At 65.1% G+C, this 17,658-nt stretch carries 11 protein-coding genes; 5 read left to right on the top strand and 6 right to left on the bottom strand.

Translation table 11 applies throughout. The features are described 5' to 3' along the window. Positions 1 to 6: 6 nt before the first annotated feature. From CLU91_RS06310 to CLU91_RS06285, 6 genes are all read right to left on the bottom strand, one after another. Complete coding sequence (locus CLU91_RS06310) at positions 7 to 4,509, bottom strand: multidrug efflux RND transporter permease subunit (protein WP_157814626.1); 4,503 nt, start codon at positions 4,507 to 4,509, stop codon at positions 7 to 9. Between the two features lie 9 nt (positions 4,510 to 4,518). Then, entirely contained in the window at positions 4,519 to 5,661 is a 1,143-nt protein-coding gene (locus CLU91_RS06305) for an efflux RND transporter periplasmic adaptor subunit (RefSeq protein WP_100873478.1), read from the bottom strand. Further along, entirely contained in the window at positions 5,658 to 7,115 is a 1,458-nt protein-coding gene (locus CLU91_RS06300; RefSeq protein ID WP_100873477.1) for an MFS transporter, read from the bottom strand. Before CLU91_RS06300 ends, CLU91_RS06305 begins: the two co-directional genes overlap by 4 nt. A gap of 122 nt (positions 7,116 to 7,237) precedes the next feature. After that, positions 7,238 to 8,566: a hypothetical protein gene (locus CLU91_RS06295; RefSeq protein ID WP_100873476.1), complete on the bottom strand. Its 1,329-nt coding sequence runs from the start codon at positions 8,564 to 8,566 to the stop codon at positions 7,238 to 7,240. A 130-nt stretch (positions 8,567 to 8,696) separates the two neighbouring features. Further along, positions 8,697 to 10,826 (bottom strand): T6SS effector phospholipase Tle3 domain-containing protein, encoded by a 2,130-nt coding sequence (locus tag CLU91_RS06290; protein ID WP_100873475.1) that lies wholly within the window; start codon positions 10,824 to 10,826, stop codon positions 8,697 to 8,699. Between the two features lie 141 nt (positions 10,827 to 10,967). After that, positions 10,968 to 11,825 carry an MBL fold metallo-hydrolase gene (locus CLU91_RS06285; RefSeq protein ID WP_100873474.1) on the bottom strand — a complete coding sequence of 286 codons (858 nt, stop codon included), beginning with the start codon at positions 11,823 to 11,825 and terminating at the stop codon, positions 10,968 to 10,970. A gap of 166 nt (positions 11,826 to 11,991) precedes the next feature. On the opposite strand from CLU91_RS06285, the gene CLU91_RS06280 reads away from it, so the two are divergent. The 5 genes from CLU91_RS06280 to acnD all read left to right on the top strand — a co-directional run bounded on the left by CLU91_RS06280 (position 11,992) and on the right by acnD (position 17,648). Further along, a complete protein-coding gene (locus tag CLU91_RS06280; RefSeq protein ID WP_100873473.1) occupies positions 11,992 to 12,228 on the top strand; it encodes a hypothetical protein in 237 nt (78 codons plus the stop codon). Positions 12,229 to 12,351: 123 nt separating this feature from the next. Further along, a complete protein-coding gene (locus tag CLU91_RS06275) occupies positions 12,352 to 12,600 on the top strand; it encodes a hypothetical protein (protein ID WP_100873472.1) in 249 nt (82 codons plus the stop codon). 330 nt (positions 12,601 to 12,930) lie between these two features. Next, positions 12,931 to 13,818 carry a methylisocitrate lyase gene (prpB, locus tag CLU91_RS06270; RefSeq protein WP_035819901.1) on the top strand — a complete coding sequence of 296 codons (888 nt, stop codon included), beginning with the start codon at positions 12,931 to 12,933 and terminating at the stop codon, positions 13,816 to 13,818. A gap of 69 nt (positions 13,819 to 13,887) precedes the next feature. Beyond that, complete coding sequence (gene prpC, locus CLU91_RS06265; RefSeq protein ID WP_100873471.1) at positions 13,888 to 15,042, top strand: bifunctional 2-methylcitrate synthase/citrate synthase; 1,155 nt, start codon at positions 13,888 to 13,890, stop codon at positions 15,040 to 15,042. Positions 15,043 to 15,053: 11 nt separating this feature from the next. Beyond that, positions 15,054 to 17,648, top strand: coding sequence for a Fe/S-dependent 2-methylisocitrate dehydratase AcnD (acnD, locus tag CLU91_RS06260; RefSeq protein ID WP_100873470.1), 2,595 nt, complete (start codon positions 15,054 to 15,056; stop codon positions 17,646 to 17,648). Positions 17,649 to 17,658: the final 10 nt, after the last annotated feature.

Genomic DNA, 17,658 nt, shown 5'->3' with positions numbered 1-17,658 from the left:
TGTCTTCTAGCGGGGCACCGGTCCGTCGAAGCCGCCTGCCATGGCCGTGTAGCCACGGGCCGTGGCGATGGCCACGTCGCGGTGGGCCGTCACCAGCTGCTCCTGCGTGGCCAGCGCGATGCGCTCCGCTTCGAGCACGCCCAGCAGGCTTTCCGCGCCTTCCTGGTAGCGCACCCTGGCCAGGCGCGCGCTGTCCTGCGCCAGCTGGTGCGCCTCGCGCAGTGCCGCATGGCGGCTGCGCAGCTGCACCCATTGCGCGATGGCGCTGTCGGCTTCCTCCAACGCCAGCGCCAGCGCCTTGTCGAAGCCGGCCTGCGCGGCCAGCACGTCGGCGCCGGCCGCGCGGGCGCGGGCGCGGCGCGTGCCGCCATCGAACAGCGGCAGAGTAAAGGCGGCGCCCGCATGCCAGCGCGCCGCGTCGCCACCATGCCAGTCGCCGGCCACGCCGGAGGCGCCGAACAGCGCGCCCAGGCTGATGCGCGGGAAGCGCTCGGCGATGGCCGCGCCTTCGCGGGCGCTGGCCGCCGCCAGCGCGCGTTCGGCCGCGCGCACGTCGGGCCGGCGCAGCAGCAAATGGGCCGGTTCATCCGTCAGCAGGGTTTGCGGCAGCGCCAGCGGCATCGGCTGGTCGAGCGCGGCCAGTTCCGGCGCATCGAGCCGCTGCCCCGTGAGGGTCGCCAGGCGGTTGCGCGCCGCGCGCTCATCAAAGTTGAGGCTGGGCAGGCGGGCGCTGGCCAGGCGCATCTGCGCTTCGGCGCGCATGCGTTCGGCCGGCGCGGCGCGGCCCGCGTTCTCGCGCTCGCGCACCAGCCGCAAGGTGCCGGACTGGTTGGCTAATTGTTCTTCCAGGCTGGCGCGCATCTGCTGCGCGCCGCGCAGCACCAGGTAAGCGTCCACCACTTGCGCCAGGATCAGGCGCCGCACGTCGTCGCGCACGGCGGCGCGTTCGTCCGCCGTGGCCTCGGCTGCGGCGATGCTGTGGCGTACGCGGCCGAACAGGTCGAGTTCCCAGCTGAAGGCGGCGTTCCACTGTACCGGCGAGGCGATGTGCGGCTGGCCGTCGCGGCTCCCGATCGCCGCCAGGCGCGCGCGCCCGGCCTGCGCATCGAGATCCGCCGTGGGCAGGCGGGCGCCGCGCGCCGCTTGCGCAAATTCGCTGGCGCTGGCCAGGCGCGCGGCGGCGATGCGCACGTCGTCATTGTCGTGCCAGGCGCGTTGCACTAATTGCTCCAGCCTGGCGTCGCCTAGTGCCTGCCACCATAGCGCCGGCGGCGCGCCGGCCTGCAGCTCCGGTGCGCCGGCGGCCGAGGGCAGGACCGGCAGCCGCGCAGTATCGAACCCCCGCGTCGCCGTGGGCGTGCCGACGCTGCAGCCGGCCAGGGCCAGCAGCGTGGCCGCCAGCAGCGGCGCCGCGCGGCGCCGGCTCAGCAAGGTGAAAAACAACGGTGTAAACAACAGGCCGGACACGGTCACGCCCAGCATGCCGGCGAAGACGGCCGTGCCCATCGACTGGCGCATTTCCGCGCCCGCGCCGGAAGACAGCATCAGCGGTATCGCGCCCAGCAAAAAGGCCAGCGACGTCATGAGAATGGGCCGCAGGCGCGTGCGGGCGGCGGCGATGGCCGCCTCGCGCGCATCGGCGCCGGCCGCCATCGCCTGGCGCGCGAATTCGACGATCAGGATGGCATTCTTGGCCGCCAGGCCGATCAGCACCACGATGCTGATCTGCGTCAGCACGTTGTTGTCCAGGCCGCGCCACGACACGCCGACCAGCGTGGCCAGCACGCAGCTGGGCACGATCAGCACGACGGACAGGGGCAGCAGCCAGCTTTCAAACAGGGCCGCCAGCAGCAGATACACGAGCAGCACGGCCAGGCCCAGCACCATGCCGGTGCTGCCGCCCGCGTGTTTTTCCTGCAGCGCCAGTTCCGTCCACTCGTAGTCGAAGCCGTCCGGCAGGCGCGCCTTGAGCAGTTCTTCCATCGCGGCGATGGTTTGCCCCGTCGAGTAGCCAGGCCTGGTGCTGCCCTGGATTTCGGCCGCGGGATACAGGTTGTAGCGCGGCACGCGGAATGGCGCCGTGCCTTCGCTGAAGGCGGCCACGCTGCCCAGCGGGACCATGTCGCCGTTGGCGGCGCGCGTCTTCAGGGCTGCCAGGTCGGCCACGCCGCGCCGGTAGGGCGCGTCCGCCTGGGCGGTGACGCGCCACACCCGGCCCATCAGGTTCATGTCGTTGACGAACACGGGCGCCATGTAGCTTTGCAGTGTTTCGTTGAGGCGCAGCAGCGGCACGCCCAGGTATTCGGCCTTGGTACGGTCCAGTTCAACTTTGATCTGCGGGCTCATGGCGTTGAACGGCGTGAAGGCGCCCGTCACCGAGGGCAGCTTGCCCGCTTCCTCGACGATGGCGCGCGCGGCCGCCTGCAAGGCTTGCGGTCCATGGCCGCCCGTGTCGCGCAGCATCAGCTTGAAGCCGCCACCCGTGCCGATGCCGCGCACGGAAGGCGGCGGTATCACCATCACGCGCGCCGCGCTGATGGGCGCCAGCCTGGCGCGCATGGCGCCCAGCATGGCCGGGCCATCCAGGCCATCGCTGGCGCGCGCGCCGAAGTCCTTGAACATGGTGAAGATGACGGCCGTGTTGGGCGCCGACGTAAACGTGGCGCCATCGGTGCCGACGAAGGCGGCCGTGTGGGCCACGCCGGGATGGCTCATCAGCCGGGCCGTGGCATCCTGCACCACTTCGCTGGTGCGCGCCAGGGTCGAACCGGCCGGCAGCTGGATCGAGACGATGGCGTAGCCGCGGTCCAGCTGCGGCACGAAACCGCGCGGCGTCGCGTCCAGGCGCCACAGGGTCAGGCCCGCCAGCAGCAGGTACACGGGCAGCATCAGCCAGCGCCGCGAGAGGATGCGCCCCGTCAGCCGCACGTAGCCGCCCGTCAGGCGGGAAAAGCCGCGGTTGAAAATGCGCATCCAGCGCGCGCCCAGGCTGTTGGCATCGTGCTGCGGCTTGAGCAGCAGCGCGGCCAGGGCCGGCGACAGCGTCAGCGAGACCAGCGCCGAGATCACGGTGGAGGCGGCGATGGTGACGGCGAACTGGCGGTAGAACATGCCGGAGATGCCGTCGATGAAGGCCGTCGGCACGAAGACCGCCACCAGCACCAGCGCGATGGCGACCAGGGCGAAGCCCACTTCATCCATGCTGCGCTGCGCCGCGGCGACGGGACTCATGCCGTCCTCCATGTGCCGCTCGACGTTTTCCACCACCACGATGGCGTCATCGACGACGATGCCGATCGCCAGCACCAGGCCGAACAACGACAGGGTATTGAGGCTATAGCCCATCGCGGCCAGCACGCTGAAGGTGCCGACGAGGGACACGGGAATGGCCAGGATGGGAATGATGGCGGCGCGCCACGAGCCGAGGAACAGCAGCATGGCCAGGCACACCAGCAGGGCCGCTTCGAAGATGGTGTCGCGCACCTTGTCGATCGAGGAGCGGATGAATTCAGTCGGATTGTAATAGCTGTGGTAGGCGATGTCCTGCGGGAAGTCGGCTTGCATTTTTGCCAGCAGGTCCAGCACGCGCTCGCCCGTGGCCAGCGCGTTCGAGCCGGGCAGCAGGCTGATGCTCAGCGCGATGGCCGTGCGATTGTCGACGAAGCCGCTTTCCGTGTAATCCTGTGCTCCCATCTCGACGCGCGCCACGTCGCGCAGGCGCACCACGCCGCCGCCGGCATGGGCGGCCACGACGATGGCTTCGAATTCGGCCACGTCGCGCAGGCGGCTTTGCGCCTGCACCTGTACCTGGAAGGCGCCGTCGCTGCCGCCGGGCGGCTGGTTCAATACGCCGGCGGCGACCTGGGAATTGGCTTGCCGCACGGCCGCGATCACTTCCGGCGCCGTCAATCCCAGCGAGGCCACGCGCGCCGGGTCGAGCCAGATGCGCATCGAGAAGTCGCGCGCGCCGCGCGTGTAGATGTCGCCCACGCCTTCGACGCGGGCCAGCTTGTCCTTGATGGCCGTGCCGATGAAGTTGGAAATGTATTGCTGGTCGCGCGTGCCTTTGGGCGAATCGAACAGCACCACCATCAGCTGGTCGGGCGATGCCTTCTTGACGGCCAGGCCCAGCCGGCGCACGGCATCGGGCAGGCGCGCTTCGGCCACCGCCACGCGGTTCTGCACCAGCGACTGGGCCTGTTCGACGTTGGTGCCCGCCTTGAACACCACGCTGATGGTCAGCTTGCCGTCGCCCACCGATTGCGAGGACAGGTAGAGCATGCCGTCGACGCCGTTGATCTCCTGTTCGATCGGCGCGGCGACGGTATCGGCGATTTCCTGCGCCGAGGCGCCCGGGTAGCTGGCCTTCACGGTCACCGTGGGTGGCACGATCTCGGGAAATTCCGAGATCGGCAGACGCATGGCCGACACCGCACCGACCAGCGTGATCAGGATCGACAGCACGATGGCAAACACGGGACGGCGGATGAAAAATCGGGAAAAACGCATGCTCTCTCCTTATGCGCCGTTGGCGCGCGCAGCGGCCACCAGCACCTGGTCGCCCGGGCGCACCTTGGCCGCGCCGGAGACGATGACTTTTTCGTGCGGTCCGAGGCCGGACAGCACGATCTGCTTGTCGCCCCGCAGGCCGCCCAGTTCCAGCTTGCGCGGCGCCACCTTGCCCGCCGCGTCCACGACGAACACCATTTTTGTGTTCTGGTCGCTGAGGATGGCGGCGTCGGGCACCAGCAGGCGCTGCTGCGCCGCGCCGACGGGGATGCGCACGCGCGCAAAGCTGCCCGGCATGATGGCGCGGTTAGCGTTGGCCAGGCTGGCGCGCAGGCGCACGGTGCCCGAGCGGGCGCTGATTTCGTTGTCGACAAAGTCGACGCTGGCATCCTGCGCGGGGCCGCCGCCGTCGAATGCCAGTTGCACCTTCGATGGCAGTTTGCTTTGCTGGCGCAGGCGCTGGAAATCCGCCTCCGACAGGTCGACCATGGCGCGCACGGGGCTGTGCGCGACGATGGTGGTCAGCACGCCGCTTTGCGCCGCGCCGCCGGCCACGTAGTTGCCGACATCGACGCGGCGGTCCGACACGGTGCCGGCGATGGGCGCGCGCATGGTGGTAAAAGACAGTTCCAGTTCGGCGCTGAGCAATTCCGCCTGGCTCAGCATGACGGCTGCCTGCGCGCCTTCCAGTTCGCCGCGCGCCCGTTCCAGCTCCTCGGTGCTGGCCGCGCCCGTTTGCTGCAGCCGGTTGCTGCGCTCGAACTGGGCCTTGGCCAGCTTGCTGCGCGCATCGGCCTGGGCCAGGCTGGCCCGGGCACGGTCGCGCGCCGCGGCGAAGGGGCGCGGGTCGATGACGAACAGCGCATCGCCGGCCTTGACCTGCTGGCCGTCGCGAAAGGCGATCTGCTGCAAATAGCCGGAGACGCGCGAGCGCACTTCCACGCGCTGCGACGCTTCGATGCGGCCCGTGTAGTCGAGGGTCGCCTGCACCATCGACGATTCGGGCAGCGCCACGGACACGGTGGGCTTGGGCGGCGGGCCGCCAGGCGCGGCCTGGGAACGGCCGCAGCCGGATAACGTGGCGTTGCAGGCCAGGGCAAGCAGCAGTAACAGCGGGACGGGCAGGGACGGGATCGGACGGGGGCGCATCATGCGGGGTCTCCGGAAGGCGTGGGTGGCTTGGCCAGGGCGCGGCCGAGCGCGAAAATGGCCAGCGCGGCGAGTATCAGCGCGCTGGCGACGGCAAAGGTGGCGTGCATGCCGCCGATCATGGCGACTGGCGGAGCACTGGCGATATCGCTGGTGCCGGCAGCGAAGACGGCGCCCATCACGGAGGCGCCCGTGACGAGGCCCAGATTGCGCGACAGATTGAGCATGCCGGAGATGACGCCGCGCTGCTCGGCAGCGATATCGACCATCACGGCCGTATTGTTGGCTGCCTGGAACAGCGCATAGCTGGCCGTCAGCAGCATGATCGGGACGACGTAGCCGGCAATGCCCAGGCTGGCGGGCAGCAGGGCCAGCGCCAGGCAGGCGAAGGCCGCGCCGCACAGGCCCGCGCCGCCCATGCGCTGCGCGCCGTAGCGGTCCACCAGCCAGCCGGACGGCACGCCGCAGAACGCCACCACCAGCGGCCCGGCCGCCAGCACCATGCCGGTGACGGCCGTGCCCAGGCCCAGGCCGCGCGCCAGGTAGAAGGGGCCGACCACCAGGGTGGACATCATCACAGTCGACACCAGCATGCTGGTCGCCAGGCCGGCGCTGAGCACGGGCGCGCGCAGCATGGCCAGGCGTATCAGCGGCGCCGGCGCCTTCAGTTCGACGCGGACGAACAGGATGGCGCCGACGCAGGCGGCCAGCAGCAGCGCCACGTTGCGCGCGCCGAAATGGCCGCGGCCCACGGTCATCGCCAGCGCATAGGCGCACAAGGTCAGGGCCAGCAGCACGGTGCCGCGGTGGTCGAAGACGGGACGCTTGGCGTTGGCGCCGCGCTGGTCGGCCGGCAGGAAGCGCCAGGCCATCAGCAGCGCCACGCCGGCCAGCGGCACGTTGACGAGGAAAATGGCTTGCCAGCCGAAGTGCGCGATCAGCAGGCCGCCCAGCGCGGGGCCAAGCGTGGTGCCGACGGCCGACATGGTGCCGAGCAGGCCCATGGCGCTGCCCGTTCTGGCCTTGGGCACGGTGCTGCCGACAAAGGCCATGGTCAGCGCCATCATGACGGACGCGCCCAGGCCCTGCAGGGCGCGCGCGGCAACCAGCAGCCACAAGGTGGGCGCCAGGGCGCACAGGATGGAAGCGACGGCAAACAGCGCGATGCCGGCCAGCAGCAGGCGGCGCCGGCCGACCATGTCGCCAAGGCGGCCCACGCTGACGATCAGCGCGGTGATGGCCAGCAGATAGGCCAGCACGATCCATTGCACATCCTGGAACGGCGCGTGCAGGGCCCTGGCCATGTCGGGCAAGCCCACGTTGGCGATACTGGTACCCAGCGCGGGCAGCAGCATCGCCAGGGACAGGCTGGCAAGCGCGCCGCGCACGGGGCGCATGGCGCTACCGGCTTCTGTGGCCTGCTGGTCGGGTGGACTGGGTTTTGAAGGTGCTTGCATGGCGTGGTGGATCCTCGAATAGGGTCACCACATGGTACTGAGGGATCTGGCATGGCGGAAGACGCATCATTTGCATTGTGTTATTGCGTTTGACGCCATGTGAGGAGCGGTGCCTTCGGACTTTAATCTGAGTAGCCCTGCAGATCGTCCGCCGCATCGTGGCGGATGCCCCACCACGGCAGATACGCATGGTTTTCGCCGCGGGCGCGGAACCACGGCTTGTTGTGATTGATGGGCCGCACCGTGGCCGGCGGCGACACCAGCACCCCCGTGACGCTGGCAGGATCGCTGGTGCCCGCCACCAGCACGGGTTTGCCGACGTGGTTCGCATGGGCGATGGCCGGGGCCACGTTGGTCAGCGCCGTGCCGGCGCCCATTTCGCCCAGCAGGGCCGGTGTATTGAAAGTCTGCGGCAGGAAGTCGAAGCCCGGCACTTCCAGGGTCAGCGCATGCGCCAGCTGGCCCAGACGGTCGGAGGAGGTGGGCAGGGTCTGGCTGGCGTCGTGGATGACGTAGCCGATATCGGTCTCCGTCTTGCCGCCCTGGCGCGCCGCGTCGGCAAGTACGGCCTGCCAGGCCTGCACGGCGCGCGGCGGCTGGTCCTTGCTCAGTTCAAAATCGGCCACGTTTTTCGTGGCCGGATAGCCTATCCACGCCAGCGCCGCCCGCTCCGTTTTATAATCGGGGCCGGCCAGCACCAGCAGCACCAGGTTTTCATTGATCTGCATGGTTTTCGGCCGGCTCGGCGCATCCCGGTTCATGACCCATACGGTTTGCTGTGGATGCGCTTCCAGATAGGCCAGCGCGGCTTGCAGGGAGACGAAGCCCGCATTGTTGCCGCCCAGGCTGATGCGCACGTCGGGTGGGGTGGCGCGGGTCCAGAGGGTGGGGAAGTGGATGTTACCTATGCTGAAGGTGTCGGTGATGGTTTGTTGTGTGAATTGGTGTACTTCTGCCAAATCGAATTTTCCTTCAGGCAGGGCATACTCCACGCGTATGCCGGCCAGTTCGCGCCAGTTCTGTTTTTTATCCTTGGGATAGACGTGGTAGAAGTAGGTGGGGCTGGAATAGTAAATGTCGTGGAAATTGCTCATCAGCTCGCGCAGATACTTATGGTGATAACCCTTGAACGTTTCCCTGCCATTGATATCGTGAGCAATGGGGGCGACGGCCTGCAAGGTGCTGAACCCCCTGGGATCCGTCCTGACCATATCGTCATTTTCGTTGGGCTTGGCCAATCCTAACGTCCATAGCAGCTGCCATTCGGTCGGATAGTCGAGCCGCTGCAGCGGATTGAGCCACTGCAGGCCCACCACTTGTGCCCGGAAGGGAACGTGGTCCGTGATTGTTGGGAGATCGTCTTCCTTCTGCGCAGGCTGCACGGCGCAGGCCGTCAATAGCGCAAATAGGGAAAAAGCGGCGAGCATGGGCAGCGCAAGGAACTGTTTCATGAGTTCTCCAGGTGAATGGATAGTCTGGTGACCTGCATAGCTTGGCCAGTTGAGCCAGAGCGCAAGGCAAATGACTATGAAAGATGCGGCGAGCGCCCAGGCCAGTCGCTGGTGCGGCGTGGCAATGAATTTACGCACCGTCAGTCCTCAGCGCAAAGTTGGTGGAAGGGTCGGCAGGCCTTGCATTCTGGCGCTCGTCAACGATGCTTTCTGGTTTTCTGGCAGGGCTGTCTTTGTCATTTGCCCATGTAAATAAAGATACATTTTTAAATGTCCCATTGTCGTAGTATTCAAAGAACTCTCCAGACTCGAAAGATGAGCCTTTCAACAGGCTCCAATCCGCCGCGACCCTTAATTCGCGCAGCGCCTCCTGCCTGATCGTGCACACGCCCACCGCCACGTCATACGCCAGCGCCTTCTGCGCATGCTCGGAATTGGTCATGATGGTCGAGTGATCGGTGGCGTGGGTGTCGATGTTGGCAGCCAGGTAGTTCTGAATTTCGTTCTTGCGCCAGGCATTGAATTCCTTGCTAGCCTCCTCCGGCTTGTCCACCGCCGTCACAGGCTTGCCTTTTTCGACCAAGCCGTCGCGCCTGGCCTGCATGCGCAGCATGGCGTTCTGTTCGTAGCGCAGCGCCGCCTCGGTTTGCGCATCTCCCTTGCCCTGGGAGCGGTAGGGCGCATACGCGCCATCGGCTTCGGCGGCGCGGTCCTTGTGCAGGGAGTCGGCCGGGGGATCGCAGCCTTCGTCAAATTGTTCGCTGATGTCGGCAAAGCGCTTCGAGTGCGGCAGGAATGCCTCGGGCAGCCTGGGCGCCTTCATCGGCAGCCGCCAGGACTTGGGCGGCAGGGCGTTGATGCGCGTGCCGGCTGCTTTGGAAAGCACGATGGCGATGGGCGCGAACAAAAAGGTCAGTATCTTGCGCCCGATGCCTTTGCTGGCCCGCATGCCCTTTTTGATCGAGTACTCGGCGACAAGTGAACGCGGGTGCCAGAAATCGAGGCTGTCCGGCCTCAATGGCTGGCCATTGCGCTGCCAGATATCATAGTCCTTTTCATTTTCCTGGCCGACAAGGTGGTTTTGCGCAAACACGCGCTGCGTGAAGACGCCGTCGCCGGCCGTATCGGCAATTTCCTGCGCCGACATGCCGCGCCAGCCTATGCCTTGCACGGGGGTGGCGGAAATCACCTGGTCGTGCGGATTGAAATACAGGGTGACCCTGCCATAGGTAGAGCCCTGCAAGCCGTAGTCTGCGCGGTCGAACGCGGCCGTGTAGCTGTCCTTGCGTTCAGGCTTGCGATTGGCGCTGCACTCGTCGACAAATGCGGCATCCTGCTGCATCGCCGAGCGGGTGCGCAGGATGTTGAAAAACGCTTTCAAGGTTTGCGTGCGCGCCTCATACTTTTGCCGGCCCGTGTTGCCGTGCTCATCCGTCAAATGGCCGCTGATCCAGTTTTCCGTGAAATTGCTATCGAGCAGGCTGTAGGGCGGGTTGCACAGTACGTAACAGTCGGCCACGGCGGAAGCGCCCAGCGTCTCGCCGAGAAAGGCGGCCGCCATGGCCACCATATTGCCCTGGCTATGGCAGACGATGGTGACGGGCGCGTCGTGCTGGCACGCCCTGATCGATTGCACGAGCCGCGCCAGGCGCCACGCGGCGAACACAAAATACGGGCGCGGCGGACAGGCATACACTTGCCGGTCATTCGTCGGGTTCATGTGCTGGATATGCATCCACAGGAACAGTTCTTCCGACAAACCCTGGCCCCACAGGTCAGGCAGGGCGCTGCAGCCGTTGGCGAACGGCCCGCCGCCCCAGTAATTCTTTTCGTTGAGATAGATGCCGTCGCCAAACGCCTGCAATTCCTCGCCGTTGGCCTTGTAGCCCCAGCGAAAGCGAATCACGGGCGAATTGGCGTCGTCCGCTTGCAGGAAGGTGGTGGCATTGCGCTTGGGATTGAGGAAGCCGTCATCCGTCAATTCGCGCGCGTATGTCGCAGCCTTCATCTGCCCGGCGGCCGGGCCGGGGATTACCAGGTCCTCATCGCGGCGTTTCAGGCGGGCATTCAGACCTTCACACAGGCCTTGTTCCGCCTGCTCATACCATTCACCGTCGGAATTGACGCCGTGCACAAAGATGATGATGCCGGGACGCGGCAGGCGCGTGACGGCCTTGAGCAGCGCATGGCTGAACAAGGTCGTGCCTTCGGCTTCGGCGAGCAGCATGCAATTGGTATCGAGCGTAGGGTCGGGCGACATGCGGGCGCTCCGTCAGCGTCAAGCAGGAAAAGGCGGCGCCCAAGCAAGCCCGGGCAATCTGCACTGTATGCGGATTGCCCGGGGTGAAACTTGCGTGGTATCAAGAAAGGAGGTGCGAGGGGCGGGGAGTGCCCAGGGCAATCAGATCGCGTTCAGCGGTATTTTGAGGTAGCGCACGCCGTTGTCTTCCGGTTCGGGCAGCTTGCCCGCATTGATGTTGACCTGGATGGCGGGCAGGATCAATGTCGGCATGTCGAGCGTGGCGTCGCGTCCCGTGCGCATGGCCACGAACTGTACTTCCGTAATGCCGTCGCGCAAGTGGATATTGCTGGCCCGTTGTTCGGCCACCGTCACTTCCCAGCGCGGCGCGCGGCCGTTGGGCGGGTAGTCGTGGCACATGAACAGCCGCGTTTGCGGCGGCAGCGCCAGCAGGCGCTGCACGGAGCGGTACAGCAGGGAGGCGGAGCCGCCGGGGAAATCGCAGCGGGCCGAGCCCACGTCCGGCATGAACAGGGTGTCGCCGACGAAAACGGCGTCGCCGATCTGGTAAGCCAGGTCGGCCGGCGTATGGCCGGGCACGTGCAGGGCGCGCACTTCCAGCTTGCCAATATGAAACACCTGGTCGGGCGCGAACAGCTGGTCGAACTGCGAGCCGTCGGCCCTGGCGCCGTCCTGATGGTAGACGGCCGCGAACGCCTGCTGCACCGTCTGGATGGCGGCGCCGATGGCCACGTCGCCGCCCAGCTGCTGCTGCAGGTAGGGCGCGGCGGACAAGTGGTCGGCATGCGCGTGGGTTTCCAGCAGCCAGCGGCACTGCAAGCCGTGTTCGCGCACGAAGGCGATCACCTTGTCGGCCGAGGCGGTCGAGGTGCGGCCCGCCTTCGGATCGTAGTCGAGCACGGAATCGATGATGGCGCAGTCACGGCCATCGGCCTCGTAGACAACATAGGTGACGGTGGCGGTGGCGGGGTCGAAGAAAGCTTGGATTTGTGGAGTCATCACGGCGGCAAAGGGCGGACAGGGAAAGGCATTATATCGCCAGAGTACGCTAAAAAAATGCTGAGAATTGACATTGAACATGCGAAAAACAGATAAGGAGTGCGCGGCAGTCGTGCGCACCCTGGCGCTTGCAGCATGGTAACCTCATTCTTCCAAGGAGGAATTCATGAACGATATCACTGCACGCAGCGAACAGTACCGCGGTTTTACGATTTCCGTGACCCCGCAAAAGGACAACGACGATTTATGGGATTTTACCTACCGCCTGCAGCGCGAAGGTGAACCCGAGGCGCAGGCGATCACGCGCAGCCGCACCCTGGGCGGCTATGCGGCGCCCGAGACGGCTTGCACGGCTGGCCTGGAAGTAGCGAAGACGGAAGTGGATAATCTGCTGCGCCCTTGAGCGAGCGTAAATCGTTTAGCCCGAAAGTGAGCCTGACTACCACTGGCGCGTGAAACACGTCGCTGCCAGTCGCGCTTCATGCTACGATTTCCACTATTGAGTCAGTCACCAAGGAGGCACCCCATGGATAGCAGTTCTAAAATTCACTATAAAGGCTGGGAAATCGTTCCCCTGGCCGTGCCCACCACCGATGGCAAATGGTCGGCGAGTTGCGACATCGAACGCGCCACCGCGGAAGGCCTGGAAGTATTCGAAGGCTCGACCATGCAATTCGTGCGCGACGACGAGGACGGCGCCATTGCCGCCGCCTGCGAAGAAGCCGTGCGCCAGATCGACAACATCATCGCCAATCCGCTGGTGCGGCTGGCCTAGTTTTAGCTCGTAACATCACTCTCAGCCGGCGCCCGCCGGCTGTTTTTTTATGTGCGCGCCCGGCGGCAGTCTCACCTGTTTCATGTTTCAGTGTTTCAAATGGAATGATTGAAACATATTTGAAACATTTCTGATCTCAATCGTGACATCGCTGTTCCCGTGCGTGACAGCGCGTGCAGCGCTGCTGCATGGCCATTTTCCCTGGTTTTCACTGTGTCGTAGCGCATTTTCCGGCCGGGGTGTGCGGTGCTGGCACGGCATTTGCAATAGTGATGCTCATAGCCACTCCGTGAAACATTCGGGACCATCCGAAACCCATAAGGTGAACACATGACTCAATACTCCGCAGGTGCCGCATTCCGCAAGGCCGTCCAGGAAGAATCCCCGTTGCAAGTCGTCGGCGCCATCAACGCCAACCACGCCTTGCTGGCCAAGCGCGCCGGTTACAAAGCCATTTATTTGTCCGGCGGCGGTGTCGCGGCCGGCTCGCTGGGCTTGCCCGACCTGGGCATTTCCAGCCTGGACGACGTGCTGACCGATATCCGCCGCATCACCGACGTGTGCGACCTGCCGCTGCTGGTCGATGCCGACACGGGTTTCGGTTCGTCCGCCTTCAACGTGGCGCGCACCGTGAAATCGATGATCAAGTTCGGCGCGGCCGGCCTGCATATCGAAGACCAGGTGGGCGCCAAGCGCTGCGGTCACCGTCCTGGCAAGGAAATCGTGAGCAAGGAAGAAATGGTCGACCGCATCAAGGCGGCCGTCGATGCGCGCACGGACCCGAACTTCGTCATCATGGCGCGCACCGATGCGCTGGCCGTCGATGGCCTGGAATCGGCTTTGGAACGCGCCGTCGCCTGCGTCGAAGCGGGCGCCGACATGATCTTCCCGGAAGCCATCACGGATCTGGACATGTACGCCACCTTCGCCAAGGCCGTCAACGTGCCTATCCTGGCCAACATCACGGAATTCGGTTCCACGCCGCTGTTCACGCTGGACGAATTACGCAGCGCCCACGTGGGCCTGGCCCTGTATCCGCTGTCCGCTTTCCGCGCCATGAACAAGGCGGCGGAGAACGTCTACCAGGCGCTGCGCCGCGACGGCACGCAAAAGAACGTCGTCGACACCATGCAGACGCGCATGGAGCTGTATGAATCGATCAATTACCACGACTTCGAGCAAAAGCTCGACGCGCTGTTCGCCGCGCAAAAGAAATAAACAGACGCAGGGGCCGCATGCCGGCCCCGCAGTGATGCAACCGAGACTAGTCAATTTTTGGAGAAATCAATGAACGCACCGCAAGCCGCCACTTTCAAGCCTAAAAAATCCGTCGCCCTGTCCGGCGTCACCGCCGGCAATACGGCGCTGTGCTCGGTCGGCAAGACCGGCAACGATTTGCACTATCGCGGCTATGACATCCTGGACGTGGCCGACAGCTGCGAGTTCGAGGAAATCGCCTACCTGCTGGTGCACGGCAAGCTGCCGACGTCCGCCGAACTGAAAGGCTACAAGGCCAAACTGAAATCCTTGCGCGGCTTGCCGTCGGCCGTGAAGCTGGCGCTGGAAGCGCTGCCGGCCGCGGCCCACCCGATGGACGTGATGCGCACGGGCGTGTCCGTGCTGGGCTGCACCCTGCCGGAAAAAGACGATCATAACGCGCCCGGCGCGCGGGACATCGCCGACCGCCTGATGGCGTCGTTCGGCTCCATGCTGCTGTACTGGTACCACTACAGCCATAACGGCAAGCGCATCGAAGTGGAAACGGACGACGACTCGATCGGCGGCCACTTCCTGCACCTGCTGCATGGCGAAAAACCGTCGGCGTCGTGGGAAAAGGCCATGCACACGTCCTTGATCCTGTACGCAGAACACGAATTCAATGCTTCGACCTTCACCAGCCGCGTCATCGCCGGCACGGGGTCGGACATCCACTCGGCCATCACGGGCGCCATCGGCGCGCTGCGCGGCCCGAAACACGGCGGCGCGAACGAAGTGGCGCTGGACATCCAGAAACGCTACGACAACCCGGACGAAGCGGAAGCCGATATCCGCGAGCGCGTCGCCAACAAGGAAGTGGTGATCGGCTTCGGCCACCCCGTCTACACGATTTCCGATCCGCGCAACGTCGTCATCAAGGAAGTGGCCCGTTCGCTGTCGCAGGAAGCCGGTTCCACGAAAATGTTCGACATCGCCGAGCGCCTGGAATCGGTCATGTGGGAAATCAAGAACATGTTCCCGAACCTGGACTGGTTCTCGGCCGTGTCCTACCACATGATGGGCGTGCCGACGGCGATGTTTACGCCGCTGTTCGTCATCTCGCGCACCTCGGGCTGGGCCGCCCACATCATCGAGCAGCGCATCGACAACAAGATCATCCGCCCGAGCGCCAACTACGTGGGCCCGGAAGACCTGGAATTCGTGCCGATCAAGGACCGCAAATAATGACCCCTAATATGAACACACTGCACCGCAAGGCCTTGCCGGGAACAGGGCTGGACTATTTCGACACGCGCGCCGCCGTCGATGCGATCCAGCCAGGCGCCTACGCCACCTTGCCCTATACCTCGCGCGTGCTGGCCGAAAACCTCGTGCGCCGCTGCGACCCGGCGACGTTGAATGCTTCGCTGAGCCAGTTCATCGAACGCCGGCGCGACCTCGATTTTCCGTGGTTCCCCGCCCGCGTCGTCTGCCATGACATCCTGGGCCAGACGGCCCTGGTCGACCTGGCCGGCTTGCGCGACGCCATCGCTGCCCAGGGCGGCGACCCGGCCCTCGTCAACCCCGTCGTGCCGACGCAGTTGGTGGTCGACCATTCGCTGGCCGTCGAATGCGGCGGTTTCGACCCCGATGCCTTCGCCAAGAACCGCGCCATCGAAGACCGCCGCAATGAAGACCGTTTCGACTTCATCGACTGGACCAAGAAGGCGTTTAAAAACGTCGACGTGATCCCGCCGGGCAACGGCATCCTGCACCAGATTAACCTCGAGCGCATGTCGCCCGTGATCCAGGTGCAAAATGGCGTGGCCTATCCCGATACCCTGGTCGGCACGGATTCGCATACGCCGATGGTCGATGCGCTGGGCGTGATCGCCATCGGCGTGGGCGGCCTGGAAGCGGAAAGCGTGATGCTGGGCCGCGCTTCGTGGATGCGTTTGCCCGACATCATCGGCGTCAAGCTGACGGGTAAACCGCAGCCGGGCATCACGGCCACCGATACCGTGCTGGCGCTGACGGAATTTTTGCGCAAGCAAAAGGTCGTCTCGTCCTACCTGGAATTCTTTGGCGAGGGCGCGTCGCACCTGACCCTGGGCGACCGCGCCACGATTTCCAATATGGCGCCGGAATTTGGCGCCACGGCCGCCATGTTCTACATCGATGCGCAAACCATCAAGTATCTGAAACTGACGGGCCGCGACGACGAACTGGTGAAACTGGTGGAGCTGTACGCCAAAGAGACTGGCCTGTGGGCCGACAGCCTGGTCGACGCCGAGTACGAGCGCGTATTGACGTTTGACCTGTCGTCTGTGGTGCGCAACATCGCCGGACCGTCGAATCCGCACAACCGTGTGCCGACGTCCGAACTGGCTGCACGCGGCATTTCCGGCGTGGTGGAAAACGAGCCGGGCAAGATGCCGGACGGCGCCGTCATCATCGCGGCCATTACCAGCTGCACCAACACGAACAACCCGCGCAACATGATCGCCGCCGGCCTGATCGCGCGCAATGCGAACCGCCTCGGCCTGACCCGCAAGCCTTGGGTGAAATCGTCGTTGGCGCCCGGCTCGAAAACCGTGGAACTGTATCTGCAGGAAGCGGGCCTGATGACCGAGCTCGAAACACTGGGCTTTGGCGTCGTGGCTTTCGCCTGCACCTCGTGCAACGGCATGTCGGGCGCGCTCGACCCCGTGATCCAGGATGAAGTGGTGTCGCGCGACCTGTACGCCACGGCCGTTTTGTCGGGCAACCGCAACTTCGACGGCCGCATCCACCCGTACGCGAAACAGGCTTTCCTCGCCTCGCCGCCGCTGGTGGTGGCGTATGCGATCGCCGGTACCATCCGCTTCGATATCGAGAAGGATGTGCTGGGCCATGATGCCGATGGCAAGGCGATTCTGCTGAAGGATATCTGGCCGTCCGACGAGGAAATCGACGCCATCGTCGCTTCCAGCGTCAAGCCGGAGCAGTTCCGCAAGGTGTACATCCCGATGTTTGCCGCGCAGGTGGACGATGGCATCAAGGTCAGCCCGCTGTACGACTGGCGTCCGCAGACGACGTATATTCGCCGTCCGCCGTACTGGGAAGGCGCGCTGGCTGGCGCACGCCCATTGAAAGGCATGCGTCCGCTGGCCGTTTTGGGCGACAACATCACCACCGACCATTTGTCGCCATCGAACGCCATCATGCTCGATAGCGCGGCCGGCGAATATCTGGCGAAAATGGGTTTGCCGGAAGAAGACTTCAATTCCTACGCCACGCACCGGGGCGACCATCTGACGGCGCAGCGCGCCACGTTTGCCAACCCGACCCTGAAAAACGAGATGGTCATCGAGGATGGCAAAGTCAAAGCCGGTTCGCTCACGCGCATCGAGCCGGAAGGCACGATCTCGCGCATGTGGGAAGCCATCGAGGTGTACATGGAGCGCAAGCAGCCATTGATCATCATCGCCGGCGCCGACTATGGCCAGGGTTCCTCGCGCGACTGGGCCGCCAAGGGCGTGCGCCTGGCCGGCGTGGAAGCCATCGTGGCCGAAGGCTTCGAGCGCATCCACCGCACCAACCTGGTGGGCATGGGCGTCTTGCCGCTGGAGTTCCTGCCTGGCGTGAACCGCAAGACCCTGGGCCTCGATGGCAGCGAAACCTACGACGTCGTGGGCGAGCGCACGCCGCGCTCCACTTTGACCCTGCTCGTCCACCGCAAGAACGGCGAAACGCTCGAAGTGCCCGTCACCTGCCGCCTCGATACGGCGGAAGAGGTGTCGATTTACGAGGCGGGCGGCGTTCTGCAACGCTTTGCGCAGGACTTCCTCGAGTCGTCGAAAGCAGCGTAAACCAGGGGTC

Source organism: Janthinobacterium sp. 64 (genome assembly GCF_002813325.1).
Lineage (GTDB): Bacteria > Pseudomonadota > Gammaproteobacteria > Burkholderiales > Burkholderiaceae_D > Janthinobacterium.
The sequence above is the reverse complement of the archived record's forward strand: the minus strand, read 5'-3'. Positions and strand labels throughout refer to the sequence as shown.

What these genes read in the sequence shown, in the direction of transcription:
- prpB (WP_035819901.1), top strand. Translation starts at nt 12,931, where the DNA reads ATGACTCAATACTCCGCAGGTGCCGCATTCCGCAAGGCCGTCCAGGAA.
- CLU91_RS06295 (WP_100873476.1), bottom strand. Translation starts at nt 8,566, where the DNA reads ATGAAACAGTTCCTTGCGCTGCCCATGCTCGCCGCTTTTTCCCTATTT.
- CLU91_RS06285 (WP_100873474.1), bottom strand. Translation starts at nt 11,825, where the DNA reads ATGACTCCACAAATCCAAGCTTTCTTCGACCCCGCCACCGCCACCGTC.
- CLU91_RS06305 (WP_100873478.1), bottom strand. Translation starts at nt 5,661, where the DNA reads ATGATGCGCCCCCGTCCGATCCCGTCCCTGCCCGTCCCGCTGTTACTG.
- CLU91_RS06310 (WP_157814626.1), bottom strand. Translation starts at nt 4,509, where the DNA reads ATGCGTTTTTCCCGATTTTTCATCCGCCGTCCCGTGTTTGCCATCGTG.
- CLU91_RS06280 (WP_100873473.1), top strand. Translation starts at nt 11,992, where the DNA reads ATGAACGATATCACTGCACGCAGCGAACAGTACCGCGGTTTTACGATT.
- CLU91_RS06300 (WP_100873477.1), bottom strand. Translation starts at nt 7,115, where the DNA reads ATGCAAGCACCTTCAAAACCCAGTCCACCCGACCAGCAGGCCACAGAA.
- CLU91_RS06275 (WP_100873472.1), top strand. Translation starts at nt 12,352, where the DNA reads ATGGATAGCAGTTCTAAAATTCACTATAAAGGCTGGGAAATCGTTCCC.
- CLU91_RS06290 (WP_100873475.1), bottom strand. Translation starts at nt 10,826, where the DNA reads ATGTCGCCCGACCCTACGCTCGATACCAATTGCATGCTGCTCGCCGAA.
- prpC (WP_100873471.1), top strand. Translation starts at nt 13,888, where the DNA reads ATGAACGCACCGCAAGCCGCCACTTTCAAGCCTAAAAAATCCGTCGCC.
- acnD (WP_100873470.1), top strand. Translation starts at nt 15,054, where the DNA reads ATGAACACACTGCACCGCAAGGCCTTGCCGGGAACAGGGCTGGACTAT.